Annotated in this window: 24 protein-coding genes; 11 read left to right on the forward strand and 13 right to left on the reverse strand. The window is 65.9% G+C overall.

Features of this window, described 5'->3' with window-relative positions:
* Nucleotides 1-44 precede the first annotated feature (44 nt).
* The 8 genes from NL241_RS05325 to NL241_RS05360 all read right to left on the reverse strand — a co-directional run bounded on the left by NL241_RS05325 (nucleotide 45) and on the right by NL241_RS05360 (nucleotide 7,247).
* Complete coding sequence (locus tag NL241_RS05325; protein ID WP_494396970.1) at nucleotides 45-551, reverse strand: ANTAR domain-containing protein; 507 nt, start codon at nucleotides 549-551, stop codon at nucleotides 45-47.
* Entirely contained in the window at nucleotides 448-1,506 is a 1,059-nt protein-coding gene (locus NL241_RS05330) for a poly-gamma-glutamate hydrolase family protein (RefSeq protein ID WP_487696177.1), read from the reverse strand. Before NL241_RS05330 ends, NL241_RS05325 begins: the two co-directional genes overlap by 104 nt.
* Nucleotides 1,507-1,508: 2 nt before the next feature.
* The gene (locus NL241_RS05335) at nucleotides 1,509-2,735 is read right to left on the reverse strand and encodes an Nramp family divalent metal transporter (RefSeq protein WP_487696178.1); all 1,227 of its coding nucleotides are present in this window, start codon (nucleotides 2,733-2,735) and stop codon (nucleotides 1,509-1,511) included.
* Between the two features lie 65 nt (nucleotides 2,736-2,800).
* Nucleotides 2,801-3,052 (reverse strand): hypothetical protein, encoded by a 252-nt coding sequence (locus NL241_RS05340; RefSeq protein WP_487696179.1) that lies wholly within the window; start codon nucleotides 3,050-3,052, stop codon nucleotides 2,801-2,803.
* A 58-nt stretch (nucleotides 3,053-3,110) separates the two neighbouring features.
* The gene (locus NL241_RS05345) at nucleotides 3,111-3,359 is read right to left on the reverse strand and encodes a hypothetical protein (RefSeq protein WP_487696180.1); all 249 of its coding nucleotides are present in this window, start codon (nucleotides 3,357-3,359) and stop codon (nucleotides 3,111-3,113) included.
* A gap of 7 nt (nucleotides 3,360-3,366) precedes the next feature.
* The gene (locus NL241_RS05350) at nucleotides 3,367-3,609 is read right to left on the reverse strand and encodes a hypothetical protein (RefSeq protein ID WP_487696181.1); all 243 of its coding nucleotides are present in this window, start codon (nucleotides 3,607-3,609) and stop codon (nucleotides 3,367-3,369) included.
* 543 nt (nucleotides 3,610-4,152) lie between these two features.
* Nucleotides 4,153-6,267: an HNH endonuclease signature motif containing protein gene (locus NL241_RS05355; RefSeq protein ID WP_494396971.1), complete on the reverse strand. Its 2,115-nt coding sequence runs from the start codon at nucleotides 6,265-6,267 to the stop codon at nucleotides 4,153-4,155.
* A gap of 188 nt (nucleotides 6,268-6,455) precedes the next feature.
* Nucleotides 6,456-7,247 carry an SDR family oxidoreductase gene (locus NL241_RS05360; RefSeq protein WP_494396972.1) on the reverse strand — a complete coding sequence of 264 codons (792 nt, stop codon included), beginning with the start codon at nucleotides 7,245-7,247 and terminating at the stop codon, nucleotides 6,456-6,458.
* Between the two features lie 166 nt (nucleotides 7,248-7,413).
* On the opposite strand from NL241_RS05360, the gene NL241_RS05365 reads away from it, so the two are divergent.
* Genes NL241_RS05365 through NL241_RS05375 form a run of 3 tightly spaced genes read left to right on the forward strand, consistent with a single transcriptional unit; the run spans nucleotide 7,414 to nucleotide 10,011 of the window.
* Entirely contained in the window at nucleotides 7,414-8,460 is a 1,047-nt protein-coding gene (locus tag NL241_RS05365) for a type III polyketide synthase (RefSeq protein WP_494396973.1), read from the forward strand.
* Nucleotides 8,461-8,464: 4 nt separating this feature from the next.
* Nucleotides 8,465-8,986: an isoprenylcysteine carboxyl methyltransferase family protein gene (locus NL241_RS05370; protein ID WP_487691911.1), complete on the forward strand. Its 522-nt coding sequence runs from the start codon at nucleotides 8,465-8,467 to the stop codon at nucleotides 8,984-8,986.
* Entirely contained in the window at nucleotides 8,983-10,011 is a 1,029-nt protein-coding gene (locus NL241_RS05375; protein WP_494396974.1) for an NAD(P)/FAD-dependent oxidoreductase, read from the forward strand. The genes NL241_RS05370 and NL241_RS05375 overlap by 4 nt, the downstream gene beginning before the upstream one ends.
* Here the strand turns inward: NL241_RS05375 and ku are convergent.
* From ku to NL241_RS05390, 3 genes are all read right to left on the reverse strand, one after another.
* Complete coding sequence (gene ku, locus NL241_RS05380; RefSeq protein WP_494396975.1) at nucleotides 10,008-10,943, reverse strand: non-homologous end joining protein Ku; 936 nt, start codon at nucleotides 10,941-10,943, stop codon at nucleotides 10,008-10,010. The two genes, NL241_RS05375 and ku, sit on opposite strands and share 4 nt — an antisense overlap.
* A 45-nt stretch (nucleotides 10,944-10,988) precedes the next feature.
* A complete protein-coding gene (locus NL241_RS05385; RefSeq protein WP_487691907.1) occupies nucleotides 10,989-11,909 on the reverse strand; it encodes a carbohydrate kinase family protein in 921 nt (306 codons plus the stop codon).
* Nucleotides 11,910-12,011: 102 nt separating this feature from the next.
* Entirely contained in the window at nucleotides 12,012-13,418 is a 1,407-nt protein-coding gene (locus NL241_RS05390) for a mannitol dehydrogenase family protein (RefSeq protein WP_494396976.1), read from the reverse strand.
* Nucleotides 13,419-13,595: 177 nt separating this feature from the next.
* On the opposite strand from NL241_RS05390, the gene NL241_RS05395 reads away from it, so the two are divergent.
* The 7 genes from NL241_RS05395 (at nucleotide 13,596) to NL241_RS05425 (ending at nucleotide 21,867) form a co-directional block, all read left to right on the forward strand.
* Nucleotides 13,596-14,576, forward strand: a complete 981-nt coding sequence (locus tag NL241_RS05395; RefSeq protein ID WP_487691968.1) for a sugar-binding transcriptional regulator — start codon at nucleotides 13,596-13,598, stop codon at nucleotides 14,574-14,576.
* A gap of 90 nt (nucleotides 14,577-14,666) precedes the next feature.
* Nucleotides 14,667-15,983 (forward strand): ABC transporter substrate-binding protein, encoded by a 1,317-nt coding sequence (locus tag NL241_RS05400; RefSeq protein ID WP_487691967.1) that lies wholly within the window; start codon nucleotides 14,667-14,669, stop codon nucleotides 15,981-15,983.
* Nucleotides 15,983-16,948: a carbohydrate ABC transporter permease gene (locus NL241_RS05405; RefSeq protein WP_487691904.1), complete on the forward strand. Its 966-nt coding sequence runs from the start codon at nucleotides 15,983-15,985 to the stop codon at nucleotides 16,946-16,948. Before NL241_RS05400 ends, NL241_RS05405 begins: the two co-directional genes overlap by 1 nt.
* Complete coding sequence (locus NL241_RS05410) at nucleotides 16,948-17,817, forward strand: carbohydrate ABC transporter permease (protein WP_487691903.1); 870 nt, start codon at nucleotides 16,948-16,950, stop codon at nucleotides 17,815-17,817. The genes NL241_RS05405 and NL241_RS05410 overlap by 1 nt, the downstream gene beginning before the upstream one ends.
* A gap of 9 nt (nucleotides 17,818-17,826) precedes the next feature.
* On the forward strand, nucleotides 17,827-18,906 hold the full coding sequence (locus NL241_RS05415) for an ABC transporter ATP-binding protein (RefSeq protein WP_487691902.1): 1,080 nt from the start codon (nucleotides 17,827-17,829) through the stop codon (nucleotides 18,904-18,906).
* Nucleotides 18,907-18,916: 10 nt separating this feature from the next.
* Nucleotides 18,917-19,570, forward strand: a complete 654-nt coding sequence (locus NL241_RS05420; protein WP_487691901.1) for a cysteine hydrolase family protein — start codon at nucleotides 18,917-18,919, stop codon at nucleotides 19,568-19,570.
* A gap of 23 nt (nucleotides 19,571-19,593) precedes the next feature.
* The gene (locus NL241_RS05425) at nucleotides 19,594-21,867 is read left to right on the forward strand and encodes an ATP-dependent DNA ligase (RefSeq protein WP_494396977.1); all 2,274 of its coding nucleotides are present in this window, start codon (nucleotides 19,594-19,596) and stop codon (nucleotides 21,865-21,867) included.
* A 30-nt stretch (nucleotides 21,868-21,897) separates the two neighbouring features.
* Here the strand turns inward: NL241_RS05425 and rnhA are convergent, their stop codons facing one another.
* A complete protein-coding gene (rnhA, locus tag NL241_RS05430) occupies nucleotides 21,898-22,356 on the reverse strand; it encodes a ribonuclease HI (RefSeq protein WP_494396978.1) in 459 nt (152 codons plus the stop codon).
* An 82-nt stretch (nucleotides 22,357-22,438) separates the two neighbouring features.
* On the opposite strand from rnhA, the gene NL241_RS05435 reads away from it, so the two are divergent.
* Nucleotides 22,439-23,251, forward strand: coding sequence for a DUF1206 domain-containing protein (locus tag NL241_RS05435; protein WP_487691897.1), 813 nt, complete (start codon nucleotides 22,439-22,441; stop codon nucleotides 23,249-23,251).
* Here NL241_RS05435 and NL241_RS05440 read toward each other — a convergent pair.
* Complete coding sequence (locus NL241_RS05440; RefSeq protein ID WP_494396979.1) at nucleotides 23,192-24,349, reverse strand: DUF7802 domain-containing protein; 1,158 nt, start codon at nucleotides 24,347-24,349, stop codon at nucleotides 23,192-23,194. The genes NL241_RS05435 and NL241_RS05440 overlap by 60 nt on opposite strands.
* Nucleotides 24,350-24,353 lie beyond the last annotated feature (4 nt).

The raw sequence follows: 24,353 nt of genomic DNA on the forward strand, positions 1-24,353 counted from the left end.
ACGTCAGATTTTCCGGTGGTTCGTCGAGAGCGGCCAGGGCTGGTTCAGACGACGCTGGCAGTGCCCCGGGCTCTGTCGACCAGATGCCCCCAGGTCTGCGCGGCGGCCTCGGCCGCGGGTCCGGTGACCAGGCCGAGTGAACCTTCGGCGAGTTGTACGAGCGCGCGGGCCAGCGCCAGGGTGCCGAGCCCGTTCTGCTTGGAGACGGCTGCCAGTTCGGTGAAAGCTTCGTCAGGGGTACACCCGCGGAATGCCACCAGGACACCTTTGGCGATATCCAGGGACCGACTGTCGACGGACGGGGTGTGTGAGTTCCGAGGCAACGCGTTACAACCTTCCAATAGCCGAGATGGACTCACTCTAGTTGTCCACCAACCGAATTGGCTGGCATTGACCAACAAGAAAGCTGGGCGTCGAACAGAACGTGAACAGCAGGTGGCCGGAAGGTCAGCGCCAGCTCCGGGCGGCCTCGGCCAGCCCCTGGACCAACGCGGAGGTGGCGGGGCAGAGCCCGTCGTCCCCGGGCATGGCGCTACGCGGGCTGATTCCACGCACGCGAGGCGAGAGTTCCAGTTGTACGCCGCCGCGAACAGGCACGTTGACGGGGTTGTCGGGGTGCAGTCCACGCAACTCACCGGGAATGTCGTCGAGGTCGGTGATCAGTTGGTAGCCGGGAACGTCGACGTGCCGGGCGACATGGCCGGCCAGTGTTCGGTTACCACCGCCGGCGAGCAGGTGTGTGCTGCGTCCGAGCCGGCCGTAACCGTGCACCGAGATGACCGAGTCGACGTGGTCCAGGAATGCGCGCAGCCGTGTCGACTCCGCCGGAACGTACTTCGCCGACGCGAGATGGTGTGGGTAGTGGTCGGGGTGATGCACCACGTATACCGACGCGCCGGCGGCATCGGCCGCACGTTCGGCGATGACGTCGGTCATCCGCTCGAGTCCACCGCCGTGAATCGCCATGAAGCCGAACGTCGACCGCAGGGTGCTGGTCTCGCGCACTCCGGGTTGGGCGAGCAGCGCCGACAGTGACGTGGGTGCATCCGGAGACGCGGGACCCAGTTGGCGAGGCCAGTGCACCGGATCCCAGCGCCGCAGGAACTCGAGCCATCGCTCGGGAAGGCCGTGCTGTCGTGCGCCGTCGATGATCCGCTCGAGATAGCCCGGCCGTGGCGCGCCGGGTTCGACCCGGTGATCGACGTACACCCACACCGTGGTCGGTCCGGCCTCGGTATCGACCGTCATCCGGTTGCGCCGGTAGCGGACCGGCACACCTTCGGCGCTGTCCAGTGTGGCGAGATCGCGATCCGACACGTCCCAGATGACGCCGTGCACTTGGGATCCGGCAAACGGTTCGATGGTGGCGACACCACGTTCGTTGATCAACCAGTCGTGATCGGCGAGGGTGGCCAGCCGCGGCGACACGGCATCAGGGCACCGGCGCGCCATTTGCTGCACGCACAGGTTCGACCCGTACGCGAAGTAGAGATGACGCACCGCCAAGCTCAGCCCGTCACCGTCAGATAGATCAACACCACGTTCAACAGACTAATCAGTGCGGCCACCGCCCAGCCCAGAACAGTGGTCAGCCGCTGGTTCACATCGGCGCCCATCAAGGTGCGCGAGCTGGTGAGCCGCACCAGAGGGATCAACGCGAACGGGATACCGAAGGACAGCACCACCTGCGACAACACCAGCGCGCGGCTGGGGTCGAAACCCACCCCGAGGATGATCAGCGCAGGGATCAAGGTCACCAGCCGACGCACGAGAATAGGGACGGACACCTTCAGCAAGCCCTGCATGATCATGGCGCCGGCGTAGGCGCCCACCGACGTCGACGCCAACCCCGACGCCAGCAGGCCGATCGCGAAGAACAGTGCGATCGTCGGGCCCAGCGTGTCCTGGACCGCCGCGTGTGCGCCTTCGATGGAATCGGTGTTCTCACGGCCCTGCAGATGGGTGGCTGCCACCAGCAGCATCGACAGGTTCACCGCGCCGGCGACCAGCATGGCCAGGGTGACATCCCACTTGGTGATGCGCAGCAGTCGGCGCCGGGGTGCCCCGGCGGCGGGATTGCCGTGGCGATCCCGGGCCAGCCCGGAATGAAGGTAGACGGCGTGCGGCATGACCGTCGCACCCAGCATCGCGGTGGCCAGCAGCACGCTCTCGGCCCCGTCGAATCGGGGGATCAACCCCGGAGCCACCTCGGCCACCGACGGCGGTTGCACCAGCAAGCTGGTGATGAATCCGATGGCGATGACCAGCAGTAGGCCCGTGATGACCCGTTCGAACATGCGCTGTCCGCGACGGTCCTGTATCAATAGCAGACCCAGCGACACGGCGCCGGTGATGATGCCGCCCACCAGCAGCGGCAGGTCGAACAGCAGGTACAGGGCGATGGCTCCACCCACCACTTCGGCGAGATCGGTTGCCATGGCCACCAATTCGGCCTGTAGCCAGTACGCGATGCGGGTGGGCCTGCGGGTGTGGTCGGCGATGGCTTCGGGAAGCGAGCGCCCGGTCACCAGGCCGAGCTTGGCCGACAGGTATTGCACCAGCCCGGCCATCACGTTGGCCAGCAGGATCACCCAGACCAGCAGGAAGCCGAACTGCGCTCCGGCGCTGACATTGGCGGCCACGTTGCCGGGGTCGACGTAGGCGATGGCAGCAACAAACGCCGGCCCGAGCAGCACGAACCCGGATTGCAGTGGCGTCTTGGTGGCCTGGCTCAATGCCCCAACTCTCTGTCCGCGTCAACGAATCAGAAAGTTAGGTTAGCCGAAATCTCCGTGACGAACTACCCGAACCCGATGATCAAGCCGGATCCGCCCCAGCCATAACCCCAGCCGTAGCCCCAGCCCGGCCAGCCGTAGTCCAGTGGCGGTGGCGAGGTGTAGATGGAGGTGCTGCCGTTGGTGCTGCACCGGGTGGTCTGCGGCGAGACATTGGTGCAGTCCGGCGCGGCGAGTGCCGCCGGGGAAAACAGAACCGCCGCCGACAGCACCAGGGCTGTCAGCGGCGGGGTGAAGACTAGTGTTGACCTACTCATGATCGCTCCGATCGATGAGTCGATGCTACGCCTCAAAAAACCCGTTGACCAGGCATTTTTATGGGAACTGCACGACGTAGTTCGGGTAGTCCCAGTAGCGATACATGAAGCCGGGCCAGGTGGGTTGCCCCATGGCCGGCGGCGTCGTGACGATCTGGTTGCTGCCCCCGCTGGTGGTGCACCGAGTGGTCTGCGGCGACACGTTCCCGCACTGCGGCTGTGCGGTCGCGGCCGGAGAAAGGAACACCGCCGCCGACAACGCGACGGCTGTCAGCGGCGGTGCCAGAACCTTGATCGAGGCCTTCATGCCGGGGTCAGAGAACCCACATGCCTCCACCCCACGGCCACATGCCCCACTGGGTCTCCCCGAGCTGACCGGGCGAGCTGGTGATCTGGGCGTTGCCCGGGCTCTGGCAGACAGTGCTGGTACCGGAAACGACGTTGCCCGCCTGCGTGCAGTTCGTGGTGGGTTCAGCCGACGCCAGCGGTGCGGCCATGATGGCCCCAGCGGCACCTGCGGCTGCGAGCAGTGCGGCGACGGTGAAACGTGACTTCATCCCTTGGTCCTTAACCTCGGTTGGATTGTCGGATGGATGAAGCGTACAGCCCTTTGCCAGTGACACGAGGTGTGTCGAACAAGCTGCATATGCCGGGCTCGGCCGGCTGGACCAATCCGGGCACAAGTCCTCGCGGAGGCGGGTTACCTGCCTGACGACGACGGCCGTGGCGTTGTCTTCGGGGATCTTGTCGAGCGTGATCCCGAGCCCGGCCGCGAGCTGACGGATCACCGAGCCCCACCCCAGGCTCAGCAAGCCGGGCTCAACAGCATCGGCGGAGGTTGCGGCGCTCCCGCTGGCTGACAAGGGGGTCCGTGCTTTGGTGGCCCGGTTGGCGCCCACCCAGCGGTCAACGTTTCCCCGCGGCAGGCCACCGAGCAGTTTGGCTTGGCCGGATGGGCTGCGGCACTGGACAATACGACCTCAAGTGAGCGGACTCAGCAGCTGCAGGGCTGGAGCCCGCCACACCTGGGTCTGCTGGGTCGTATCGGCGCCGCGCAGCCATAGAAGTGCGTGGGCGTGGCCCTCAGTGCGGCGACACCTCTAGAACGGTGGTCTCCGTGGGGGTTTCCCGAGGGCGCGTTGCAGGGCGTTGTGTTCGCGTTCGGCGTTGATGTGTTGTTGGCGGTCTTGGTCGCGGGTGCGTTTGCGGGTGGGCATGGTGATACCCGGGTGCGCTGTGCGGCGTCTTGTGGGTGTCGGGGGTGGCAGGGTGGCGGTGGTGGAGTTCCAGTCGGGGAACAGCAGTCTGCTCGTCGGTTGCGTGATGTAGGTGTGGCCGGTGGGTGCGGTCCAGCGGACGTCGCCGTTGGGCAGTTGCTCGTCGCGCCAGCCTTGACCGAAGGTTTTCGCGAGGTGGTGTTCTCGACAGAGGACCTTGCCGTTGGAGGGGTGGGTGGGTCCGCCGTCGCCGTGCGGGACGGTGTGGTCGATGTCGGCGTATTCGGCTTTGCGGGTGCAGCCCGGGAACCGACATCGCATGTCCCGGCATTGGATGAACTCGCGGGCCTTGCCGGTGAACTTGTAGCCGCGGGCGGGTGCTGCGGGCGGGATCGGGAGAGCGGTGACGGTGGCGCCGTCGCGGAGCATGGCGGCGAGTTGGTCGAGTGGGATGAGGGTGCCACCGAGGGTGACTGCGGGGCGGGGCCGTCGTGGTGGGGTGTGCGCGGCCGGTGTCTGCGGCAGATCCTGGGTCCAGACCTGCTCGGAGGCAGCGTCGTTCACCCGGTCGACCGCAGCGTCGGGGGTGGCTGCGGTGGTTCCGCCGCCGGTGTCGGGGGTGGTGGGTCCGGGTGGGGGTGGCGGGGCACTGCCGGTGCCCCACGGCGGCTCGCCCTCGTCCCCGGGGTCGTCGGTACCGGTGTCGCCGGCGCGGTCATCTCCGTTGTCGCTCTCGTCCACGGTGACGGTCTCGGTGTCGCCGACGGCGCCGTCGGTCTTGTCCGTCTCATTGATGCGGTCAGCGCCCTCGTCGATGTCGTCGTCCCCGTCCCCGCTGTCTGTCTTGTCAGGTGCTTCCAGCGGGGGTGGGGTGGTAGGCGCCCAGGGTGGCTCGTCCTCGTCGTCGTCACGGTGTGAGGTGGTCCACCAGTGCGACCAGTCGGGTTCACCGCCGACCGTCGGTTCGGCCTCGGCCTCGGCCTCAGTCTCCGACTCGGGTTCGGGTTCGGTTGTGGGGGTGTTGTTTTCCCAGGGTGGCGGCGTGGGTGGGGTGGGGATGCGGGTGGCTTCGGCGGCGGCGGCCTGGCGGGCCAGCCCCGGGTAGTCGATGGCCGGCGCCACCACGTTCGGGTCCCCGGACGGGGGTTGGCGCAGGGCGTCGAGTTGGGCCAGCACATGTTCGAGGGCGCCGTGTTCGGCCAGCACGTGAATCACCGCCGTGGGCACCGCCGACGGCAGCGTCGCGGCCACACAGTCGCCGGCACCGCACTGGCACACCAACCGGTCCCGCCGGGCGTAGACCGCCCCTTGCGCCGCCGCGCGGAGCTCGCCTTTGCTGCGGGGATCGTTGCTGCAGACGGTGGCGGCCAGTGCATCCAGCACCCGCATCCCCAACTCCGCATCAGCTGCCGAGATCCGCCCATACAGCGACGCGGTGCCGGTAGCGTCATCGCGTTTACCGAACCCCACATCACAGCCTTGGGCGGTCTCGCGGTAGCGGCGCACCGCATCGGGGTCGTGTTCTTCGATGATGGCGTCGATGGCGAGCACCAGGTCGTCGTCGGAGAGCAGGGTGTAGCCGCCCGCCCGGGCGGCGAGCTCGGCATCGACGGTGGCCTGCACCGACGGCAGCAGCAGCTCGGTGCGGTAGATCAGGGTTTCGGCGACCCGGGTGTTGATCACGCCGGCCGCCAAGAGTGCCGCGACCTTCGGGGACCGGGCGAGCCCTTCGGCCAGGCGCATCTGGGTGGAGGCGCGCCGTGCGCTCAGCCGCATCACCGGGCCCACCTGATCACGCACGGCGTTCCATTCGTCGTAGGCCCAGGTTTTCTCTTCGGCGGCGGCGTGGTCTTTGTGGTGGGCCAGCAGGCGGGCGATCATCGTCCATTTGTGCGCGACCATGGTGGCCTCAGCGCGGTGGAAGGCGCCGATGGCATCGACCATCGCCGCGGGGGACAAATCCCCGCAGGTGGTCGGATCAATCAGCTCTTCGAACATGCTTTCGACACTACCCACGCCCACCGACAAGACATGCGCCACAAGGCAATCCACCACGACAAGCGCCTACTTATCCACAGTCAACGCTTCATCCACAACCCGATGCGCACGGCTTGACACGCGTGATCCTGAGATCGAACAGTTCGACACCGGCCGGCAACAGTGTTTGGCCGGCGAAGCGTGTGCTCCTACAAATCGGGGATGGGGAGATCGAGATTGGGGAAGGTGAGGCCGCCGTCGACCTCGAGCGTCTTGCCGGTGAGATAGCTGGCCGCCGGTGAGGCGAGATAGACCGCGGCCGCGGCGATGTCGAGTGGGTCGCCCAGCCGGCGCATCGGCGTGGCCTTCTCCATGGGCGTCCGGAGCTCGTCGTTCTGCGCCACCACATCGAGGGCGGAGGTGAGGATGGAGCCCGGCGCGATCGCATTGACGCGGACCCGCGGGGCCAGGTCCAATGCGGCAAGCCGCGTGTAGTGTGCCAGCGCCGCTTTGGCCGTACCATACGCCGCAAACCCTCGCCCGGCGAGGCGCCCCATGGTCGAGGTGATGTTGATGACATTGCCGCCGCCGCTGTGCTCCAACATCAGTGGTACTGCAGCGGAAGTGAGCGCGTGCGCCGTCATCACGTTGAATGTGAATGCATTTTTGAAGGCCTGGGTCGGCGTGTCCAGCAACGGACCAGGCATTGTTCCGCCAACGTTGTTGACGATGGTGTCTAGTTTGCCGAAGGTGTCCACAGCCACCTGCGCCAGCGTTGCCGTGGTGTCCGGGTGGGCGAGGTCGCCGACGACCACGTGCGCGCGGCGTCCCACCTCCCGGATCTGCGTGGCTACGGCATCTAGTTCCGATTCGGTGCGCGAGGCGATGACGACATCGGCCCCTGCCTGCGCGAATGCCAGTGCGATTGCCGCGCCGAGGCCGCGGCCTGCGCCTGTGACGACGGCTACTTGGTCGTCCAGGCGGAATCTGTCGAGGATCATCGCGGCACACGGTAACAAGGCGGCGGGTGGTTGTGCCGCGCATTGCCGAAGGTTTTTAGAACAGGTTCCAATCGGTGATTCTGGCGACGTTCGCGCGGTCATTGAACCAGGTGAGGGCCCAAAACGTAGCCACCAATATGAAAAGCTCAACCCCTAGCCTGAGCCGATGACCGACGACATGGCACCCGCGATTGCGGCTGCGGCAGTGGAGTTCCCGCCCCACCGCCATTCCCAACAAGACGTGATTTCGGCGTTGGCGGACTTTGCCGGCCCTGAGTTCCACCGGTTCGCTGCGGCCGCCGGTGTCGAGCATCGCAATCTCGCGCTGCCGCTGATGCGGTATCCCGAACTGACTGGCTTTTCCGAAGCGAACGCGGCCTATCTCGAGGTGGCGCTGCAGATCGGCGAGCGCGCATTGGTGTCGGCGCTCGACAAGGCGGGGCTGCGCCCCGAGGACGTCGACGTCATCTTCTCCACCACGGTGACCGGGCTCGCGGTGCCGACCTTGGAAGCGCGGCTGGCCGGCCGGGTCGGGCTGCGCCCTGACGTCAAGCGGGTGCCGCTGTTCGGATTGGGTTGTGTCGCAGGGGCGGCCGGGGTGGCCCGGATGCATGACTACCTGCGCGCCTTTCCGGATCAGGTGGCCGTCCTGCTCGCGGTGGAACTGTGCTCGCTGACCGTACAGCGTGACGACATGTCGGTGGCCAACCTGGTGGCCTCCAGCCTGTTCGGTGACGGTGCCGCCGCCGTCGTCGCCACCGGCGCCAGTCGCGAGCGTCGCGGACCGCAGGTGCTGGCCACTCGCAGCCGGCTCTACCCGGATACCGAAGCGGTGATGGGTTGGGATATCGGTACCCAGGGTTTCAAGATCGTGCTGTCGGCCGATGTGCCCGACGTGGCCGAGAAGTACCTGGGCGAGGACGTGACCCTGTTCCTGGCCGAGTTCGGTTTGAAGACCACCGATATCAGCACCTGGGTGTCGCATCCCGGCGGGCCGAAGGTGATCGACGCGATCCAGAACGTGCTCGAGTTGCCTGCCGATGCACTGGATCACACCCGTAACTCATTGCGCGACAACGGCAATCTGTCGTCGGCGTCTGTGCTGGACGTGCTGCGGGCCAACCTTGCCGAACCGCCTGCCGAAGGCAGCTACGGCATGATGATCGCGATGGGCCCGGGGTTCTGCTCCGAGCTCGTCCTGCTGCGCTGGTAGGGCCGTGTACTACCTGCTGATACTCGCCGTCGGAATCGAGCGGCTCGTCGAACTCGTCGTCTCCAAACGCAACGCCACGTGGGCGCTCGCCCACGGCGGCAAAGAATATGGGCGCGAGCACTATCCGGTGATGGTGATCATCCACGCCGGGTTGCTGATCGGCTGCGTCGTCGAGGTGTGGGCCTTGGACCGTCCCTTCATCCCGTGGCTGGGGTGGACGATGCTCGTCATCGCCGTCCTGACCCAGGTGCTGCGCTGGTGGTGTATCACCACCCTCGGTAAGCGGTGGAACACCCTGGTGATCGTCATCCCGGACGCGCCGCTGGTGAACACCGGCCCATACAAGTACAAGTGGCTGCACCATCCCAACTATCTGGTTGTGATCATCGAAGGCATTGCGCTGCCGTTGATTCACACCGCTTGGATCACCGCCCTCTGCTTCACCGTGGCCAACGCGGCACTGCTGCGCGTCCGCCTGCGGGTGGAGAACGAGGCGCTGGGATACACGCTGCCTGCCAGGACATGAGTTTCGACGCCGACATTCTGGTGGTCGGTGGCGGTCCCGGGGGACTGGCCACCGCGCTACACGCTCGCGCGCAAGGCCTTTCGGTGATCGTCGTCGAGCCTCGGGACTCTCCGATCGACAAAGCGTGTGGCGAAGGTCTGATGCCGGGCGGACTCGCCGAACTGTCCGCCCTGGGCGTCGACCCCGCCGGAATGCCGTTCCGTGGTATCGCCTACTCCGACGGCAAGCGGCGCGCCGAAGCGTGTTTCCGCGACGGAGTGGGTCGTCCCGTTCTGGGTCGAGGAATCCGGCGTACGACGCTGCACGCGGCACTCGCGGAGCGCGCCAAACAGGTGGACACCGAGTGGGTTTCGGCCAAGGTGGGCACGGTGTCCCAGGACGCCGACGGGGTCACCGCCGCCGGCATCCGCGCCCGCTACCTTGTCGGTGCCGATGGCCTGCACTCGGCGGTGCGCCGCGCGGTCGGTATCGATTCGTCGGTCGGCAGCCCGCGGAGAGTAGGGCTGCGCAAGCACTTTCACGTCCCGGTGTGGTCGGACTTCGTGGAGGTGCACTGGTCGCCGTTCGGCGAGGCGTATGTCACGCCGGTCGAGCCCGATCTGGTGGGTGTGGCGATCCTCAGCACCAACCGGGCCGACCTGAGCTGCTTCCCGTGGCTGGAGGCTCGGCTCCGCGGCGTCGCCCATACCAAGGAGCGCGGCTGCGGGCCGCTGCGCCAAGTGGTGTCGCGCCGCGTCGCGGGCCGGGTGCTGCTCGTCGGTGACGCCGCCGGCTACGAGGACGCACTCACCGGGGAAGGCATGAGCCTGGCCGTCAAACAAGCCGCAGCCGCCGTCACGGCGATCGTCGCCGAGCGTCCCGCCGACTACGAGAAGGACTGGCACCGGATCACCCGGCGCTACCGGCTACTGACCCGCGGCCTCGTGCTGGCGACGGCCACCCGGTTCGGTAAGAAGGCAATCGTGCCGGGCGCAGCGGCGCTTCCGGCCGCCTTCCGGCTGGCGGTCAACACGCTGGGGCATTAGCTCGACTTCTTGGCCGGGGCTTTCTTCGCGGCTGCCTTCTTGGCCGGCGCTTTCTTCGCGGCGGTCTTCTTGGCCGGGGCTTTCTTCGCCGGTGATTTCTTGGCCGGCTTCTCGTCTTCGGAGTCGTCCTCCGACGACGCCCCCCGGCGCTTCTTCACACTGGCCTCCAACTTGGCCAGCAGATCCGAGACGTCCTCGGTCTCGTCGAGTTCCTTGGGCTTCTCCTCGACGGTGAATGCCTCGCCGCCTTCGAGTTTCGCCTCCACGAGTTCGCGCAGCTGATCCTGGTAATCGTCGTGGAACTGATCGGGATTGAAATCGTCGGCCATCGAATCCACCACCTGGCCGGCCATTTTCAGCTCGGCAGGTTTGATGTCGACCTTCTGGTCGAGCACCGGGAAATCCGGGTCGCGGATCTCGTCGGGCCACAGCAGCGTGTGGATGGTCATGACGTCACGTTTGTTGATGTCCATCACCCGCAGTGCGGCCAGCCGGGTTTTGTTGCGCAGGGCGAAGTGCACGATCGCCAGCCGATCGGTGTCCATCAATGTCTTGGCCAGCAGTACATAAGACTTCGACGACTTCGAGTCGGGCTCCAGGAAGTAACTCTTGTCGTACATGATCGGGTCGATCTGGCTGGCCGGCACGAACTCCAGCACCTCGATCTCGCGGCTGCGTTCCTCCGGCAGCGTGGCGATGTCCTCGTCGGTGATCACCACACTCTGGCCGTCATCGGACTCGAAGGCCTTGGCGATGTCCCGGTACTCGACCACTTCGCCGCAGACCTCGCAGACCCGCTTGTAGCGGATGCGCCCGTTGTCCTTGGCGTGCACCTGATGGAACTTGATGTCGTGGTCCTCGGTGGCGCTGTAGACCTTGACCGGCACATTCACCAGGCCGAACGCAATCGAACCCTTCCAGATGGACCGCATTACGCCAGTATGGCCTACTTCACCGCACGGCAAACGCCGAAGACTCTAGGAAGCCGCGTCCAGCGTCGCACGGTCCGGCAGGTCCGCGCCGGCCCTGGCCACGGTCAGCGCCGAGTTCAGCACCGCCGCGCCCAACACCGACCGCAACTGATCGGTGCTGATGGCGCGTAACGCGGGCCGGTGGTCGCCGCCGAGCAGACCCAGCGACCACAGCGCGTCGAGCAGACCGGTCATGAACGAGTCCCCGGCGCCGACGGTGTCGACCACGTCCACGGTGCGCGCGGGCACGGACACCGCACCCGCCTGCGCTACCGCGAACGCGCCGTCGCCGCCCTTGGTCACGGCCACGATCGCCGGGCCCGCCGCCAGCCACCGGCGGGCCACCTCCTCCGGCTCGACGTCCGGGGCGAGCCAGCGCAGGTCCTCATCGCTGGCTTTGACCACATCGCTCTTGGCGACCAGCCGCTCGATGCGGTCGCGCGCCAGATTGGCATCGGTGATGAGGTCGGTCCGGACATTCGGGTCGAAGGTCACCGTCGCCGATACCCGGTAGGTGTCCAGCAGGGCGGCCACCGCACGGCAACCCGGCTCGAGCACCGTGGCGATCGACCCGGTGTGCACCACCAGCGGAGGGCCGACCTCCGGCGTGCCCGACAGCTTCCAGGTCAGATCGAAGGTGTAGGTGGCCGCACCCGTGTCGTCCAGCCGGGCGCGGGCCACGGGCGTGTGCTCGGCGCTGACGCTGCCGGCCACCAGAGACACCCCGGCCGAGGTGACGTAATCGCCGATGCGGCGGCCGTGTTCGTCGTCGCCGATGTGGGTGAGGAAGTCGACGTCGCGTTCCAGCCGCGCCAGGCCCACCGCGACGTTGAGTGGGCTGCCGCCCACGTGCTCACCGGTGGCCCGCCCCTCTCGTTCGACGATATCGATCAGGGCTTCACCGATGACCAGAGCCCGCTGTGTCATGGGCGATCCGCTCCTACGCTCGTCCCTCGCGCACTCGCTACTCGCTGTGTCATGGGCGATCCGCTCCTACGCTCGTCCCTCGCGCACTCGCTACTCGGTGGGTCACTTGCGTAGCGCTTCCAGCGTCGCCTTCGCGCCGTCGCGGTGTAGCGAGTCCAGCGCCCACTGATAGGCCTCGACGAAGCGAGGCTGCTGAGCGAGATCACCGAACAGGGCTTCGTTCTGGATGAAGGCCAGCGGATTGTCCTTCTGGGACTGGGCAATCGGGATCAGCTGTTCGGCCAGCTGATCGACGACCTTGATGGGCTCACCTTGTTCGTCGACGGCTTCGGCGTACCGCGCCCAGCTCGCGACGATCGCGGCCGAGAGCCGGATGGGCCCACCGGATTCGAGGTTCTTACGGATCACCGGCACAAGCCATTTCGGGATGCGGTCCGAGGAGTCGGCGCACAACCGCGCGACGGTATCGCGCACCCCGGGGTTGGCGAACCGCTCGATGGCGGTGCGCTTGAAGGCGGGCAGGTCGATGCCGGGAACCGGCAGCAGAGTGGGAGTCGCCTCGGAATCCCAATAGTCGATGAGGAAGTCGGCGATCAACGGATCGGAGGCGGCATCGTGCACCAGCCGGTAGCCGAGCAGGTAGGCGAAGTAGCACAGTCCCTGGTGGCCGGCGTTGAGCAATCGCAGTTTCATCAGCTCGTAGGGGGTGACGTCCTCGACGGTCAGCACGCCGACGTCCTCGTACGGCGGGCGTCCGTCGACGAACTTGTCCTCCAGCGCCCAGGAGGTGAACGGCTCGGCGACCACCGGCCAGAGATCTTCGATCCCGTCCTGCTCGGCCAGCGTTTCGATGACGTCGGGGGTGGTGACAGGGGTGATCCGGTCGACCATCGAGTTCGGGAACCGGGTGTTCTCGGCCATCCACGCGGACAGGCCGGGGTGGTGCTTGTCGGCGAATTCGCTGAAGGCCTGTTGCGCGACGTGGCCGTTGCCCTCGATGTTGTCGCAGGACACGATGGTGAACGAGGGCACACCGCGGTCGCGCCGGCGTTCCAGCGCTGCGGTGACCAGCCCGAACACCGATGATTCGTCGGCATTGGTGATCTGGTATCCACCCTCGGTGATGGTCAGCTCGACGATCCGGGTGGTCGGCGCGGCCAGCAATTCGATGACGGCCTCGGGGTCATCGGGCGCGTAGCGGTAATCGACGATCGACCCGATGACGCGGACGTCGCGGCTGCCATCGGGATTGACCAGGATCAGGGTGTACAGCCCGTCCTGTGCTTCGAGGGCATCGCGCATCTTCTGGTCGCCGGGTAGCACCCCGACACCGCAGATGCCCCATTCTTTGGCGAGACCCTGCTCCAACAGCTGATCGAGGTAGTACGCCTGATGCGCGCGGTGGAAACCGCCGACACCGAAATGCACGATGCCGACCCCGATCTCGTCGCGGTCATAGCTCGGCTTGGCGACCGTGATCTCGGCCAGCGTTTGTTTGTTCAGTTTCATGACCACACCACCTCTCTGACGTTACCGCTGACGATATGGACCGGGAGAGGTGTTGTGTGCGTCACATTTCCTATGTTAGCGTGGTGAGCATCTACTCGCACCCATGAGCAAATGCTCACGGGTGGCGGAAAGGCGGGATCCGTGACGGTGGCCAGCGGTGCAGCTGCGGGGTCCCGCATGTCGCCTGCTCATGAAGCCAAACGCGAGGACCTGCGCCTTGCCCTGCGCGCGGCCACCATGTACTACCTCGACGGCCTCACTCAGGCGCAGATCGCGCAGCGGCTCGGTGTATCCCGGCCCACCGCAGGCCGGCTGGTGGCCCGTGCGAAAACCCGCGGGCTGGTCCGCATCGAGATCGTCGTCCCCACCGACCTGCGTGATGACCTGCACGCCGAGGAGGAGCGCGCGCTCGAGGAGCGGTTCGGTCTCGCCGAGGCCGTGGTCGCCGGACACGGTGTCGACCTCGGATCGCCGGGCCGGCCGGAGACTTTCGCGAGCGTGGGCAGGGCCGCCGCGGCGTTGTTGACGCGACGACTTTCCCCCGGTGACACCCTGGGCTTCACCTGGGGGCCGGAGAACGTGGCGGTGGCTCAAGCGCTGCCCACCGGTGTGGCGACCTGCCGGGCCGTGGTCCAGCTCGACGGCTCGATGTCGACAGCGGCCTACCAGACCGGCACCGAGTACATCCTGAGTCGCTGCGCAGAGGTACTGCACGCCGACACCTACCGGCTGCCCGCGCCGCTGTACGCCGACCCGGCCACCGTCGACTCCATCCGCAGCGACTCGGGAATGTCGCGCACGCTGGAAGCCGGGCGCCGGGCCGACGTGATGATCTTCGGGATCGGGGCGGTGTCGACGTCGACGACGTTGTTCGAAGGCAGCTTCCTGGACACCGGCATGCTCGACGAACTGGTCTCGCTGGGCGCGGTCGGTGAGATCGGGGGCCGGTTCTTCGACGCCGACGGCACTCCGGTCGACGGTGAACTACAACGCCGCGCGGTCTCGGTCGCGCTGGAAGACATCAAGGCGTGCCCCGCCACCATCCTGGTGTCCAGTGGTGTCACCAAACACCACGCCACGCTCGGCGCGCTGCGCGGCGGGCTGGCCCGCTTCCTGGTGTGCGATATCGACTGTGCCCGTTGGCTTCTGAGTCAGTAACACAAAGTGAGGTTCAAGGTGAAAGCACCCACGACGACCAAACCGCGGCGACGAGCTCTCCACCGGTTGGCCGCAGGCCTGTCCGCGGTCATGCTCACCCTCATCACCGGCTGCGCCGGGGCGGGCAGCCTCGGCGCCTCCGACAACGAGGTGACCATCGCCTTGGTCTCCAATTCCCAGATGACCGACGCCCAGGAGCTGTCGACGCGGTTCGAGGCCGAGAACCCCGGAACGAAGCTGAAATTCATCACCCTGTCGGAGAATCAGGCACGCGCCAAGATCACCATGTCCACGGCCATGGGCGGCAGTGAGTTCGACGTGGTGATGATCAGCAACTTCGAGACACCGCAGTGGGCCAGGGACGGCTGGTTGCTGAATCTCTCCGAGTACGCCAGGGAGACACCGGGTTACGACGAGAACGATTTCATCTCGTCGCTGCGCGATTCGCTGTCGTATGAGGGCAACATGTACGCGGTGCCGTTCTACGGCGAGTCGTCCTTCCTGATGTACCGCAAGGACCTCTTCGAGCAGGCCGGCATCCAGGTGAATCAGGACCCGAACTTCCAGCCCACGTGGCAGGAGGTACGGGACTGGGCCAAGCAGCTCAAGACCGATGACCGGGCGGGTATCTGCCTGCGCGGCAAGCCCGGCTGGGGTGAGGTGCTGGCCCCGCTGGACACCGTGATCAACACCTTCGGCGGCCGCTGGTTCGACGAACAGTGGAACGCCCAGCTCAACAGCCCCGAGGTCAAGGAAGCGGTCAACTTCTACGTCGACACGCTCCGGGAATCGGGTGAACTCGGCGCCGCCTCAACAGGTTTCCAGGAATGCGCCAACCTGTTCGGGCAGGGGCAGACGGCGATGTGGTACGACGCCACGTCGGCGGTGTCGGTGCTCGAGGATCCGAAGTCCTACCCCGAACTGCAGGGCAAGATCGGCTACCTGCCCGCCCCGATCGTCGAGAAGCCGAACTCGGGCTGGCTCTACACCTGGGCGCTGGGAATCCCCAAAGCCGCCAAGAATCCCGACGGTGCCTGGAAATTCATCTCGTGGATGACGAGCAAGGACTACATGAAGCTGGTCGGCGAAGAGTTGGGTTGGGCGCGCGTCCCACCCGGAAGCCGGACCTCGACCTACACCGAGCTCCCGGAGTATGAGGCGATCTCGCAGTCCTACGGGCCGCTGACACTGCGGTCGATCGAGAACGCCACCCCCAATGAGCCTACTGTGCAACCGGTTCCGTACACCGGCGTGCAATTCGTCGGCATCCCGGAGTTCCAGGATCTGGGAACCCGGGTGAGCCAGCAGATCAGCGCAGCGATAGCCGGACAGAAGTCCGTCAACGACGCGCTGGAACAAGCGCAGGAATACGCCGAGGTCGTCGGCAAGACCTATCAGGAGAACTGATGACTGTCACAGCTGATACCCAAGCCGGCGTCGGTGAGGCGGAACGGGTCCGCCGGATCCGGGAGAACCAGGATTTCGGGGTGAGCCGGGCCGAAGGCTGGCGCAGGCGGGGGCCGTTGCTGCCGGCGTTGATCTTCATGATCGTGGTGACGCAGGTGCCGTTCCTGTTCACCCTGTACTACTCCACGTTGTCGTGGAACCTGGTGCGTCCGGGGTCGCGGCAGTTCGTGGGGCTGGACAACTACATCGCGGTGGTGAAGGACAGTCAGTTCTGGTCGGTGGCGTTGAACACCGTCATCTTGATCGTCGGTGTGGTGGTGATCTCGGCGTTCTTCGGGCTGCTGCTGGCCTTGTTGCTCGACCGGGCGTTCCTGGGTCGCGGGATCGTGCGCACCCTGCTGATCACCCCGTTCCTGGTGACACCCGTTGCGGCGGCGCTGATCTGGAAGACCACCATTCTCGATCCCACCAACGGCATCCTGAACTGGGTGCTGTCGCTGGTGGGGATCGGGCCGGTGGACTGGATCGGTCAGTTCCCGCTGGTGATGGTGATGGTCGAATTGATCTGGCAGTGGACGCCGTTCATGATGCTGCTGATCCTGGCCGGCCTGCAGTCCATGCCGCGCGACATCCTGGAGGCCAGCGGCGTCGACGGCGCCACGGCGTTCCAGTCGTTCAGGGAACTGACACTGCCGCATCTGCGCCGGTTCATCGAATTGGGTGTGGTGCTGGGTGCGATCTACCTGGTGAACACCTTCGACGCGATCTACATGATGACCCAGGGTGGCCCGGGCATCGCGAGTGCGAACCTGCCGTTCTACATCTATCAGCGTGCCTTCCTGGGCTTCGACATGGGCCAGGCGGCGGCGATGGGTGTGGTGGTGGTGATCTTCACGATCGTCATCGCGAACTTCGCCCTGCGCTTGATCTTCAAATCGTTCACCGGCAAGGAAGAGGCTGCTTGATGACCACCACAGTCGAAAAGACCTCCACCGGAGCCGCTTCGGCGGAGGCATCGAAGAAGAAGTCCCGTAAGTTCAGTGCCTGGGGGGTGGTGGCCTGGCTGGTGGGCCTGGGCTTCTTCTTCCCGGTGTTCTGGATGATCCTGACCTCCTTCAAACAGGAAGGTGATGCGGCCACCAGCCCGCCGAAGCTGATCTTCACCCCGACGCTGGATCAGTACGGTGCGGTGTTCAGTCAGGGCATCGGGCCGGCGATGCTCAACTCGGTGTTCGCCACCGGGCTGTCGACCATCCTGGTGCTGCTGCTCGGCACACCGGCGGCGTTCGCGTTGTCGCTGCGCCCGGTTCGCAAGACCCAGGACGCGTTGTTCTTCTTCATGAGCACCAAGATGCTGCCGGTGGTGGCGGTGATCCTGCCGCTGTATGTGATCGTCTCCAATGTCGGTCTGCTGGACAACATCTGGGCGCTGGTCATCCTCTACACCGCGATGAACCTGCCGATCGCGGTGTGGATGATGCGCTCGTTCTTCCTCGAGGTTCCTGGTGAGCTGCTCGAGGCCGCCTCGTTGGACGGCGCGAGTCTGTGGCGTTCGGTGCGTGAGGTGATCCTGCCGCTGGTCTCGCCCGGCATCGCCGCCACGGCGCTGATCTGTGTGATCTTCGCCTGGAACGAGTTCTTCTTCGCCGTCAACCTCACCGCGGTCAACGCGCAGACCATGCCGGTGTACCTGGTGGGGTTCATCGCCGGTGAGGGGCAGTACTGGGCCGTGTTGTCCGCGGCCGCAACCATGTCGGCGCTTCCCGTGATCCTGTGCGGGTGGTTCGCCCAGAACAAGCTGGTCCGTGGACTTTCCTTCGGCGCAATCAAATAGGAGCAAACAATGGCATCGATCGCCTACAAGAACGCGACCTGCATCTACGAGGGCTCGGACAAACTCGCGGTGGACTCACTGAACCTCGACATCAACGACGGCGAGTTCGTCGTCCTGGTCGGGCCGTCGGGGTCCGGGAAGAGCACCGCGCTGCGGATGCTCGCCGGACTCGAGGAGATCGACGAGGGCGATATCGAAATCGGCGGCAAGAACATGAAAGGGGTCCCGTCGAAAGACCGTGACATCGCCATGGTGTTCCAGAACTACGCGCTGTATCCGAACAAGACCGTCGCCGAGAACATGGGATTCGCGTTGAAGCTGCGCGGGGTGTCGGCCGACGAGCGGCGTCGCAAGGTCGAAGACGCGGCCAAACTGCTCGACCTGACCGAATTCCTGGACCGCAAGCCCGCCAAGCTCTCCGGTGGCCAGCGCCAGCGGGTGGCCATGGGCCGGGCGATCGTGCGTGAGCCGCAGGTGTTCTGCATGGACGAGCCCCTGTCGAACCTGGATGCCAAACTGCGTGTGCAGACCCGCACCGAAATCGCGGCCCTGCAACGCCGATTGGGCACCACCACCGTCTACGTCACCCACGATCAGGTGGAAGCCATGACGATGGGTGACCGGGTGGCGGTGCTGCGGTTCGGTCAACTGCAGCAGTTCGCCTCACCGGCAGACCTGTACGACAAGCCGGCCAACGCCTTCGTCGCCGGATTCATCGGCTCACCGGCGATGAACCTGCTGACCGGACGGATCGTCAGCGACGGCGTCATGATCGGCGAGGACTCCACGCTGCCCCTGGAGCGCGACCAACTGTCCGCCCTGCACAATGCCGGCCTGGAAGAGGTGACCGTGGGGATCCGGCCCGAGCACCTCGAGGTGTCCACCGGTGGCGGCATCGACGTGGTGGTGGACCTGGTGGAGGACCTGGGCAGCGAAACCTACCTGTACACCCATGCCGCACCGGGAGTGCAACTGGTCGCCCGTTCGATCAAGCGGGCACCGGCCCGGCTGGCCGAGACCGTGGAACTGCACAAGGTCGCCGACGGTGTGGTGCACCTGTTCCACCCGGAGAGCGGGGAACGGATCTAGGGCGAGCTCGGTGCAGTATCACCCGTCGGATACCGCTGTGGTGATCATCGACCCACAGAACGACGTACTGAGCCCGACCGGGCGCAATTGGGAGGTGTTGGCGGACAGTATCGGCGAGAACAACACCGTCGAGCATCTCGTCGAGTTGTTGGATGCCGCCCGCATGGGCGGCTATCCACTGTTCGTCTCGCCGCACTACTTCTATCCGAGCGATCACCAGTGGTTGTTCAACGGGCCCTTGGAAACCGACGAACTCCGGACCGACACCTTTGCGCGGGCCGGTGCGCTGACCCTCGACGGCTTCGCCGGTTCCGGCGCGGACTGGCTCGATGAGCTCCGAGCCTTCATCGAGGACACCGCGACCGTGGTGGCCAGCCCACACAAGGTCTGGGGCCCACAAACCAACGATCTCGTGCTCCAGCTGCGAAAACGACGGATCACCAAGGTGATCCTGTGCGGCATGCTCGCCAACATCTGTGTGGAGTCACATCTGCGCGATCTCCTCGAGCAGGGTTTTGAGGTCGCCGTGGTCCGTGACGCCACCGCCGGGCCTCGACATCCGGTCCGCGGCGACGGCTATCAGGCGGCCCTGGTGAACTTCGCCTACCTGGCGCATGCGCTGCCCGACACCGAAGAGATCGTCGCTGCCATGACAGAGGTCTAGCCGATCGGGTATACCGTCCTGCTATGGAGCGCCTTGGACGAGTTCGGCTGACCAATGCCGACAAGGTGCTCTACCCGCAGACGGGCACCACCAAGCAGGACGTTTTCGACTACTACGTGGCGATCGCGCAGGTGATGGTGCCGCACACCGCGGGCCGCGCCACCACCCGCAAGCGCTGGCCCAACGGTGTCGAGGAGCCGGCGTTCTTCGAGAAGCAGCTGGCGTCCTCGGCGCCCGAGTGGCTGACGCGGGGCAGCGTCACCCACCGTTCGGGCACCACCACCTATCCGATTGTGGACAGCCAGGAGGCGCTGGCCTGGATCGCGCAGCAGGCATCGTTGGAAGTGCATGTGCCGCAATGGATGTTCGTAAACGGTAGACCAGGTCCGGCGACGCGCCTGGTTTTCGACCTCGACCCGGGCGAGGGCGTCACCATGCCGCAGCTGTGCGAGGTGGCCCACGAGGTGAAGGAACTGATGGCCGGCATCGGCCTCACTGCCTATCCACTGACCAGCGGAAGCAAGGGACTGCATCTCTACGCACAGTTCGAGACCCCGGTCAGCTCGCAGGGCGCGGTGGTGCTGGCCAAACGGGTGGCCCAGCAGCTCGAGCAGATGATGCCGAAGCGGGTGACCGCCACGATGACCAAGAGTGTGCGGGCGGGCAAGGTGTTCGTGGACTGGAGTCAGAACAGCGGATCGAAGACGACAATTGCGCCGTACTCGTTGCGGGGCCGCGAGCGGCCCACCGTGGCCGCGCCGCGCACCTGGCAAGAGATCGAAGATCCCGATCTGCAACACCTCACCTACGACGAAGTCCTGGAGCGGGTGGCCCGCGACGGGGACCTGCTGGCGGCCCTGGATGCTGACGCCCCCGTCGCCGACAAACTGACCACCTACCGCAGCATGCGGGATCCCGGCAAGACGCCGGAGCCGGTGCCGGATACCAAACCCGCTGTCGGCCAGGACAATACGTTTGTCATCCAGGAACACCACGCACGACGGCTGCACTACGACTTCCGGCTGGAACGCAATGGGGTGCTGGTGTCCTGGGCGGTGCCGAAGAATCTGCCGGAAACCACGTCGGTGAACCACCTGGCCGTCCACACCGAGGACCACCCGCTGGAGTACGCCACCTTCGAAGGTGACATCCCGAAAGGTGAATACGGCGGCGGCAAGGTGATCGTCTGGGACTCCGGCACTTACGAGGCGGAGAAGTTCCGTGATCCGGGTGTCGACGGGGAAAGCGTCGACGGCAAGAAGGGTGAAGTAATTGTCACCTTGAAGGGCTCCAAGATCTCCGGCCGCTACGCCCTGATCCAGACCGGCGGCAAGAACTGGCTGGCGCACCGCACCAAGGATCAACCCACCCCGACGCCCTCAGATCTGGCGCCGATGCTGGCCACGCACGGGTCGGTGGAGAAGCTGAAGGCCGGCCAATGGGCGTTCGAAGGCAAATGGGACGGCTACCGCCTGCTGTTCGACGCCGATCACGGGTCGATGCTGTTGCGCACCCGCAGCGGTCGCGACGTCACCTCGGAGTACCCGGCGCTGGCCGCGGTGGCCGCCGAGTTCGCCGACCACCACGTGCTGTTCGACGGCGAAGTGGTGGCCTTGACCGAGGACGGCGTGCCGAGCTTCTCCGAGATGCAGAACCGGGTGCGCGCCACCCGCATCGAATACTGGGCGTTCGACCTGCTCTACCTCGACGGCCGGTCACTGATGAAAGCCAAGTACCGGGATCGCCGCAAGCTCCTGGAGACACTGGCTGACGGGACCAATCTCATTGTGCCCGAGCAGCTTCCCGGCGACGGCGCCGAAGCGCTCGAATACTCGCGCAAACGTAGGTGGGAAGGCGTCGTCGCCAAGAAGTGGGATTCGACCTATCAGCCTGGGCGGCGGTCGTCGTCGTGGATCAAGGACAAGAACTGGAACACCCAGGAGATTGTCATCGGTGGCTGGCGCCAAGGTGAAGGCGGCCGCTCGTCCGGTATCGGGGCGCTGTTGATGGGAATTCCCGGAGACAACGGTCTGGACTTCGTGGGCCGCGTCGGGACCGGGTTCACCGAGAAGGAGCTCACCAAGCTCAAGAAGCTGCTGACGCCGCTGAAAACCGACCGATCCCCGTTCAACGTTCGGCTTTCCGGGGTGGACGCGCGCGGGGTCACCTACGTCGAGCCGGTGCACGTCGGTGAGGTGCGCTACGGCGAGTGGACCTCCGACGACCGGCTGCGCCACCCGAGTTGGCGCGGGCTGCGTCCTGACAAGGAGCCGGGGAATGTGGTGCGGGAGTCCTGAGGGTGTTCAGCCGCTCAGAACGGGAACTGCTCAGACCGCAGCGGCGATCGCTTCTTCCATACCGCGGGTGGCCAGGACGTCGGCCAGTTCGTTGTCGCCCACACCGGAGTGGCCCTTCACCCAGAACCATTCGACCTGGTGTCGCGCGCACGCCGCTTGCAGCCGTTGCCACAGGTCGACATTCTTCACCGGTTGCTTCGCCGCGGTCATCCAGCCGTTGCGTTCCCAGCCCAGCACCCACCTGGTGATGCCGTTGCGGACATAGGTGCTGTCGGTATACAGATGCACCACAACAGGTCTGGTGAGCGCCTCCAGCGCCATGATCGGGGCCGTCAGCTCCATCCGGTTGTTACTGGTGGCGCCTGGCTCGCCGCCGCACATCTCGCGGACGTGGTGGCGTTGGCGCAGTACGGCTCCCCAACCACCCGGACCGGGATTGGGCCGGCATCCGCCGTCGGTGTGGATGATCACCACATCTTCGGAAGTCACCCGCTGAGGATAGGCGCTGAGATCATCGTCGTGCGGACCGACATCCCGACCTCGTGATGCGCGAGCAATAGGATTGTGGCCGATGGCTGACGACGACTCCCCGGCGACCGTGACGGACATCGTCCAGAACGGCGCGTTCGAACGGTTCGCCCGGTTCGGCTATGTGGTGAGCGGACTGTTGCACATCGCCGTGGGCTACCTCGCCGTCCGGGTGGCACAGGGCGCCGGCGGTGCGGCTGACCAGTCCGGCGCACTGGCCGAGGTCGCCGCCAGACCCGGCGGCGGTTTCGCGCTGTGGGTCGCCGCCGGCGGATTCCTGGCGATGGCGCTGTGGCGTCTGGTCGAGACCGCACTCGGGCGCTCCACCGACCCGAAGACGCAACGGACCCTGCTGGAGGTATCCGATCGTGCGAAGGCATTCGGGCTCGCCGCGATCTACTTTGCGCTCGCATGGTCCACGTTCGGTTTCGCCCGCGGAGCGGGGGAGTCGGCCGGCCAACAGAATTCGACGTTGAGCGCCCGACTGATGCAGACCACGGCCGGGACGGTGACGCTGATTCTCGCCGGGGTCATCATCGTCGCGGTCGGCGCCTACCACGTCTATCTGGGAGGCAGCCAGAACTTCCTGGAAGACCTCAAGGGTTCGACGAGCACCCTCGTGCGTCGACTGGGGACCGTCGGGTACATCGCCAAAGGTCTGGCGATCGTCGGCACCGGGGTAGTGGTGGTCGTCGCGGTCAGCCGGGCGGACCCCAGCAAGGCCACCGGTTTGGACGGCGCACTGAAAGCGCTCGCCGCCCAGCCCTTCGGTCCGGCGCTGGTGATCGCCGCCGCGCTAGGAATCGTCAGCTACGGTTTCTACAGTTTCGCGATGGCCCGCTACACCAAGATGTGACCGGGTCGCGGTGTACGCCGCCGCCAGACTCAGCCCGGCGGTCACAAAGCACAGCCCGGTGTACCAGAGACTGCCCACGGGATCGCCGTCAGGCGTCACGCCGTCAACCGACTCCAGATAGGCCGGCAGGGCAGTGGCCCATAGCAGCGCCATGACCACCAGATACGCCGTCGCGTAACCGAGAATCAGCGGGTTTCGGTACTCGCCTGTGCCCCCGGGGCGCGCGGTGCGCCACTGGTTCACCAGCGCCACGGCGGACACCGCGCTCAGCGTCACCAGTTCGGCGGCGTAGACGACACCGCCGATGTCGGTGCTGCCGGTCAGCATGGCGGCGACGGTGGCGGGCAGAGGAAGCACCGCGGTGCCGACGGAGGCCAGCACACCCACCACGACGGTGCGCCACACCAACTGCGCCCCGCTGAACGTGGCACCGCTGTCGACGTGGCGGCCCACGAACAGCCGCACGCAGAAAGTCAACGACATCGGCCACAGTGCCGCGAACACCACGACACTGGGCAGTGGCACCGACGCGAAAAAGGGTTGGTTAATCGGGTTGTCCAGCGTCCACTCCCACCACCGCAGTTGCGGACCCAGGTGGTCGAAGATCTCGTAGAACGCGTGGTGCACGAAGCCGACGCACGCCGCCCCCACCAGCAGCCCGTGCCGACGGAAAACGCCCAGCATCCGGACGATCTCGTAGGCCACCGTGGCCATCATCGGGTAGATGGCGACGATGTAGAGCGGCAGCCGGCCCCAGAGGAACTCGACGGTGAAGACGTTGTGGGCGAACATCGTGTCGACGTGTTCCTCGATGCCGAAGGCGGCGGGGAAGTACAGCGGTGGTTCGATGATGAGCAGGTAGGCGATGGCTCCGAACCACAACACCAGGTTGGTGGGATCGCCGTGCCGGCGTGCCCGGCTGATCGCGAGGACGAGGGTCAACACGGCACCGACGATGACGGTGAGCTCCAGTACCGGCAGGGTCCAGTTCTCGAGCGCGAACGGCGTGCGGAACTCGATCAGTCCGCCGGCTGTCTGGCATGAAAAGCCCAGGCGGGCAGCCAGATCCGCAAAAGTCGGGGTGCAGAGGTCAGACATGGCG

The sequence above is a fragment of the Mycolicibacterium sp. SMGY-1XX genome (assembly GCF_059132455.1).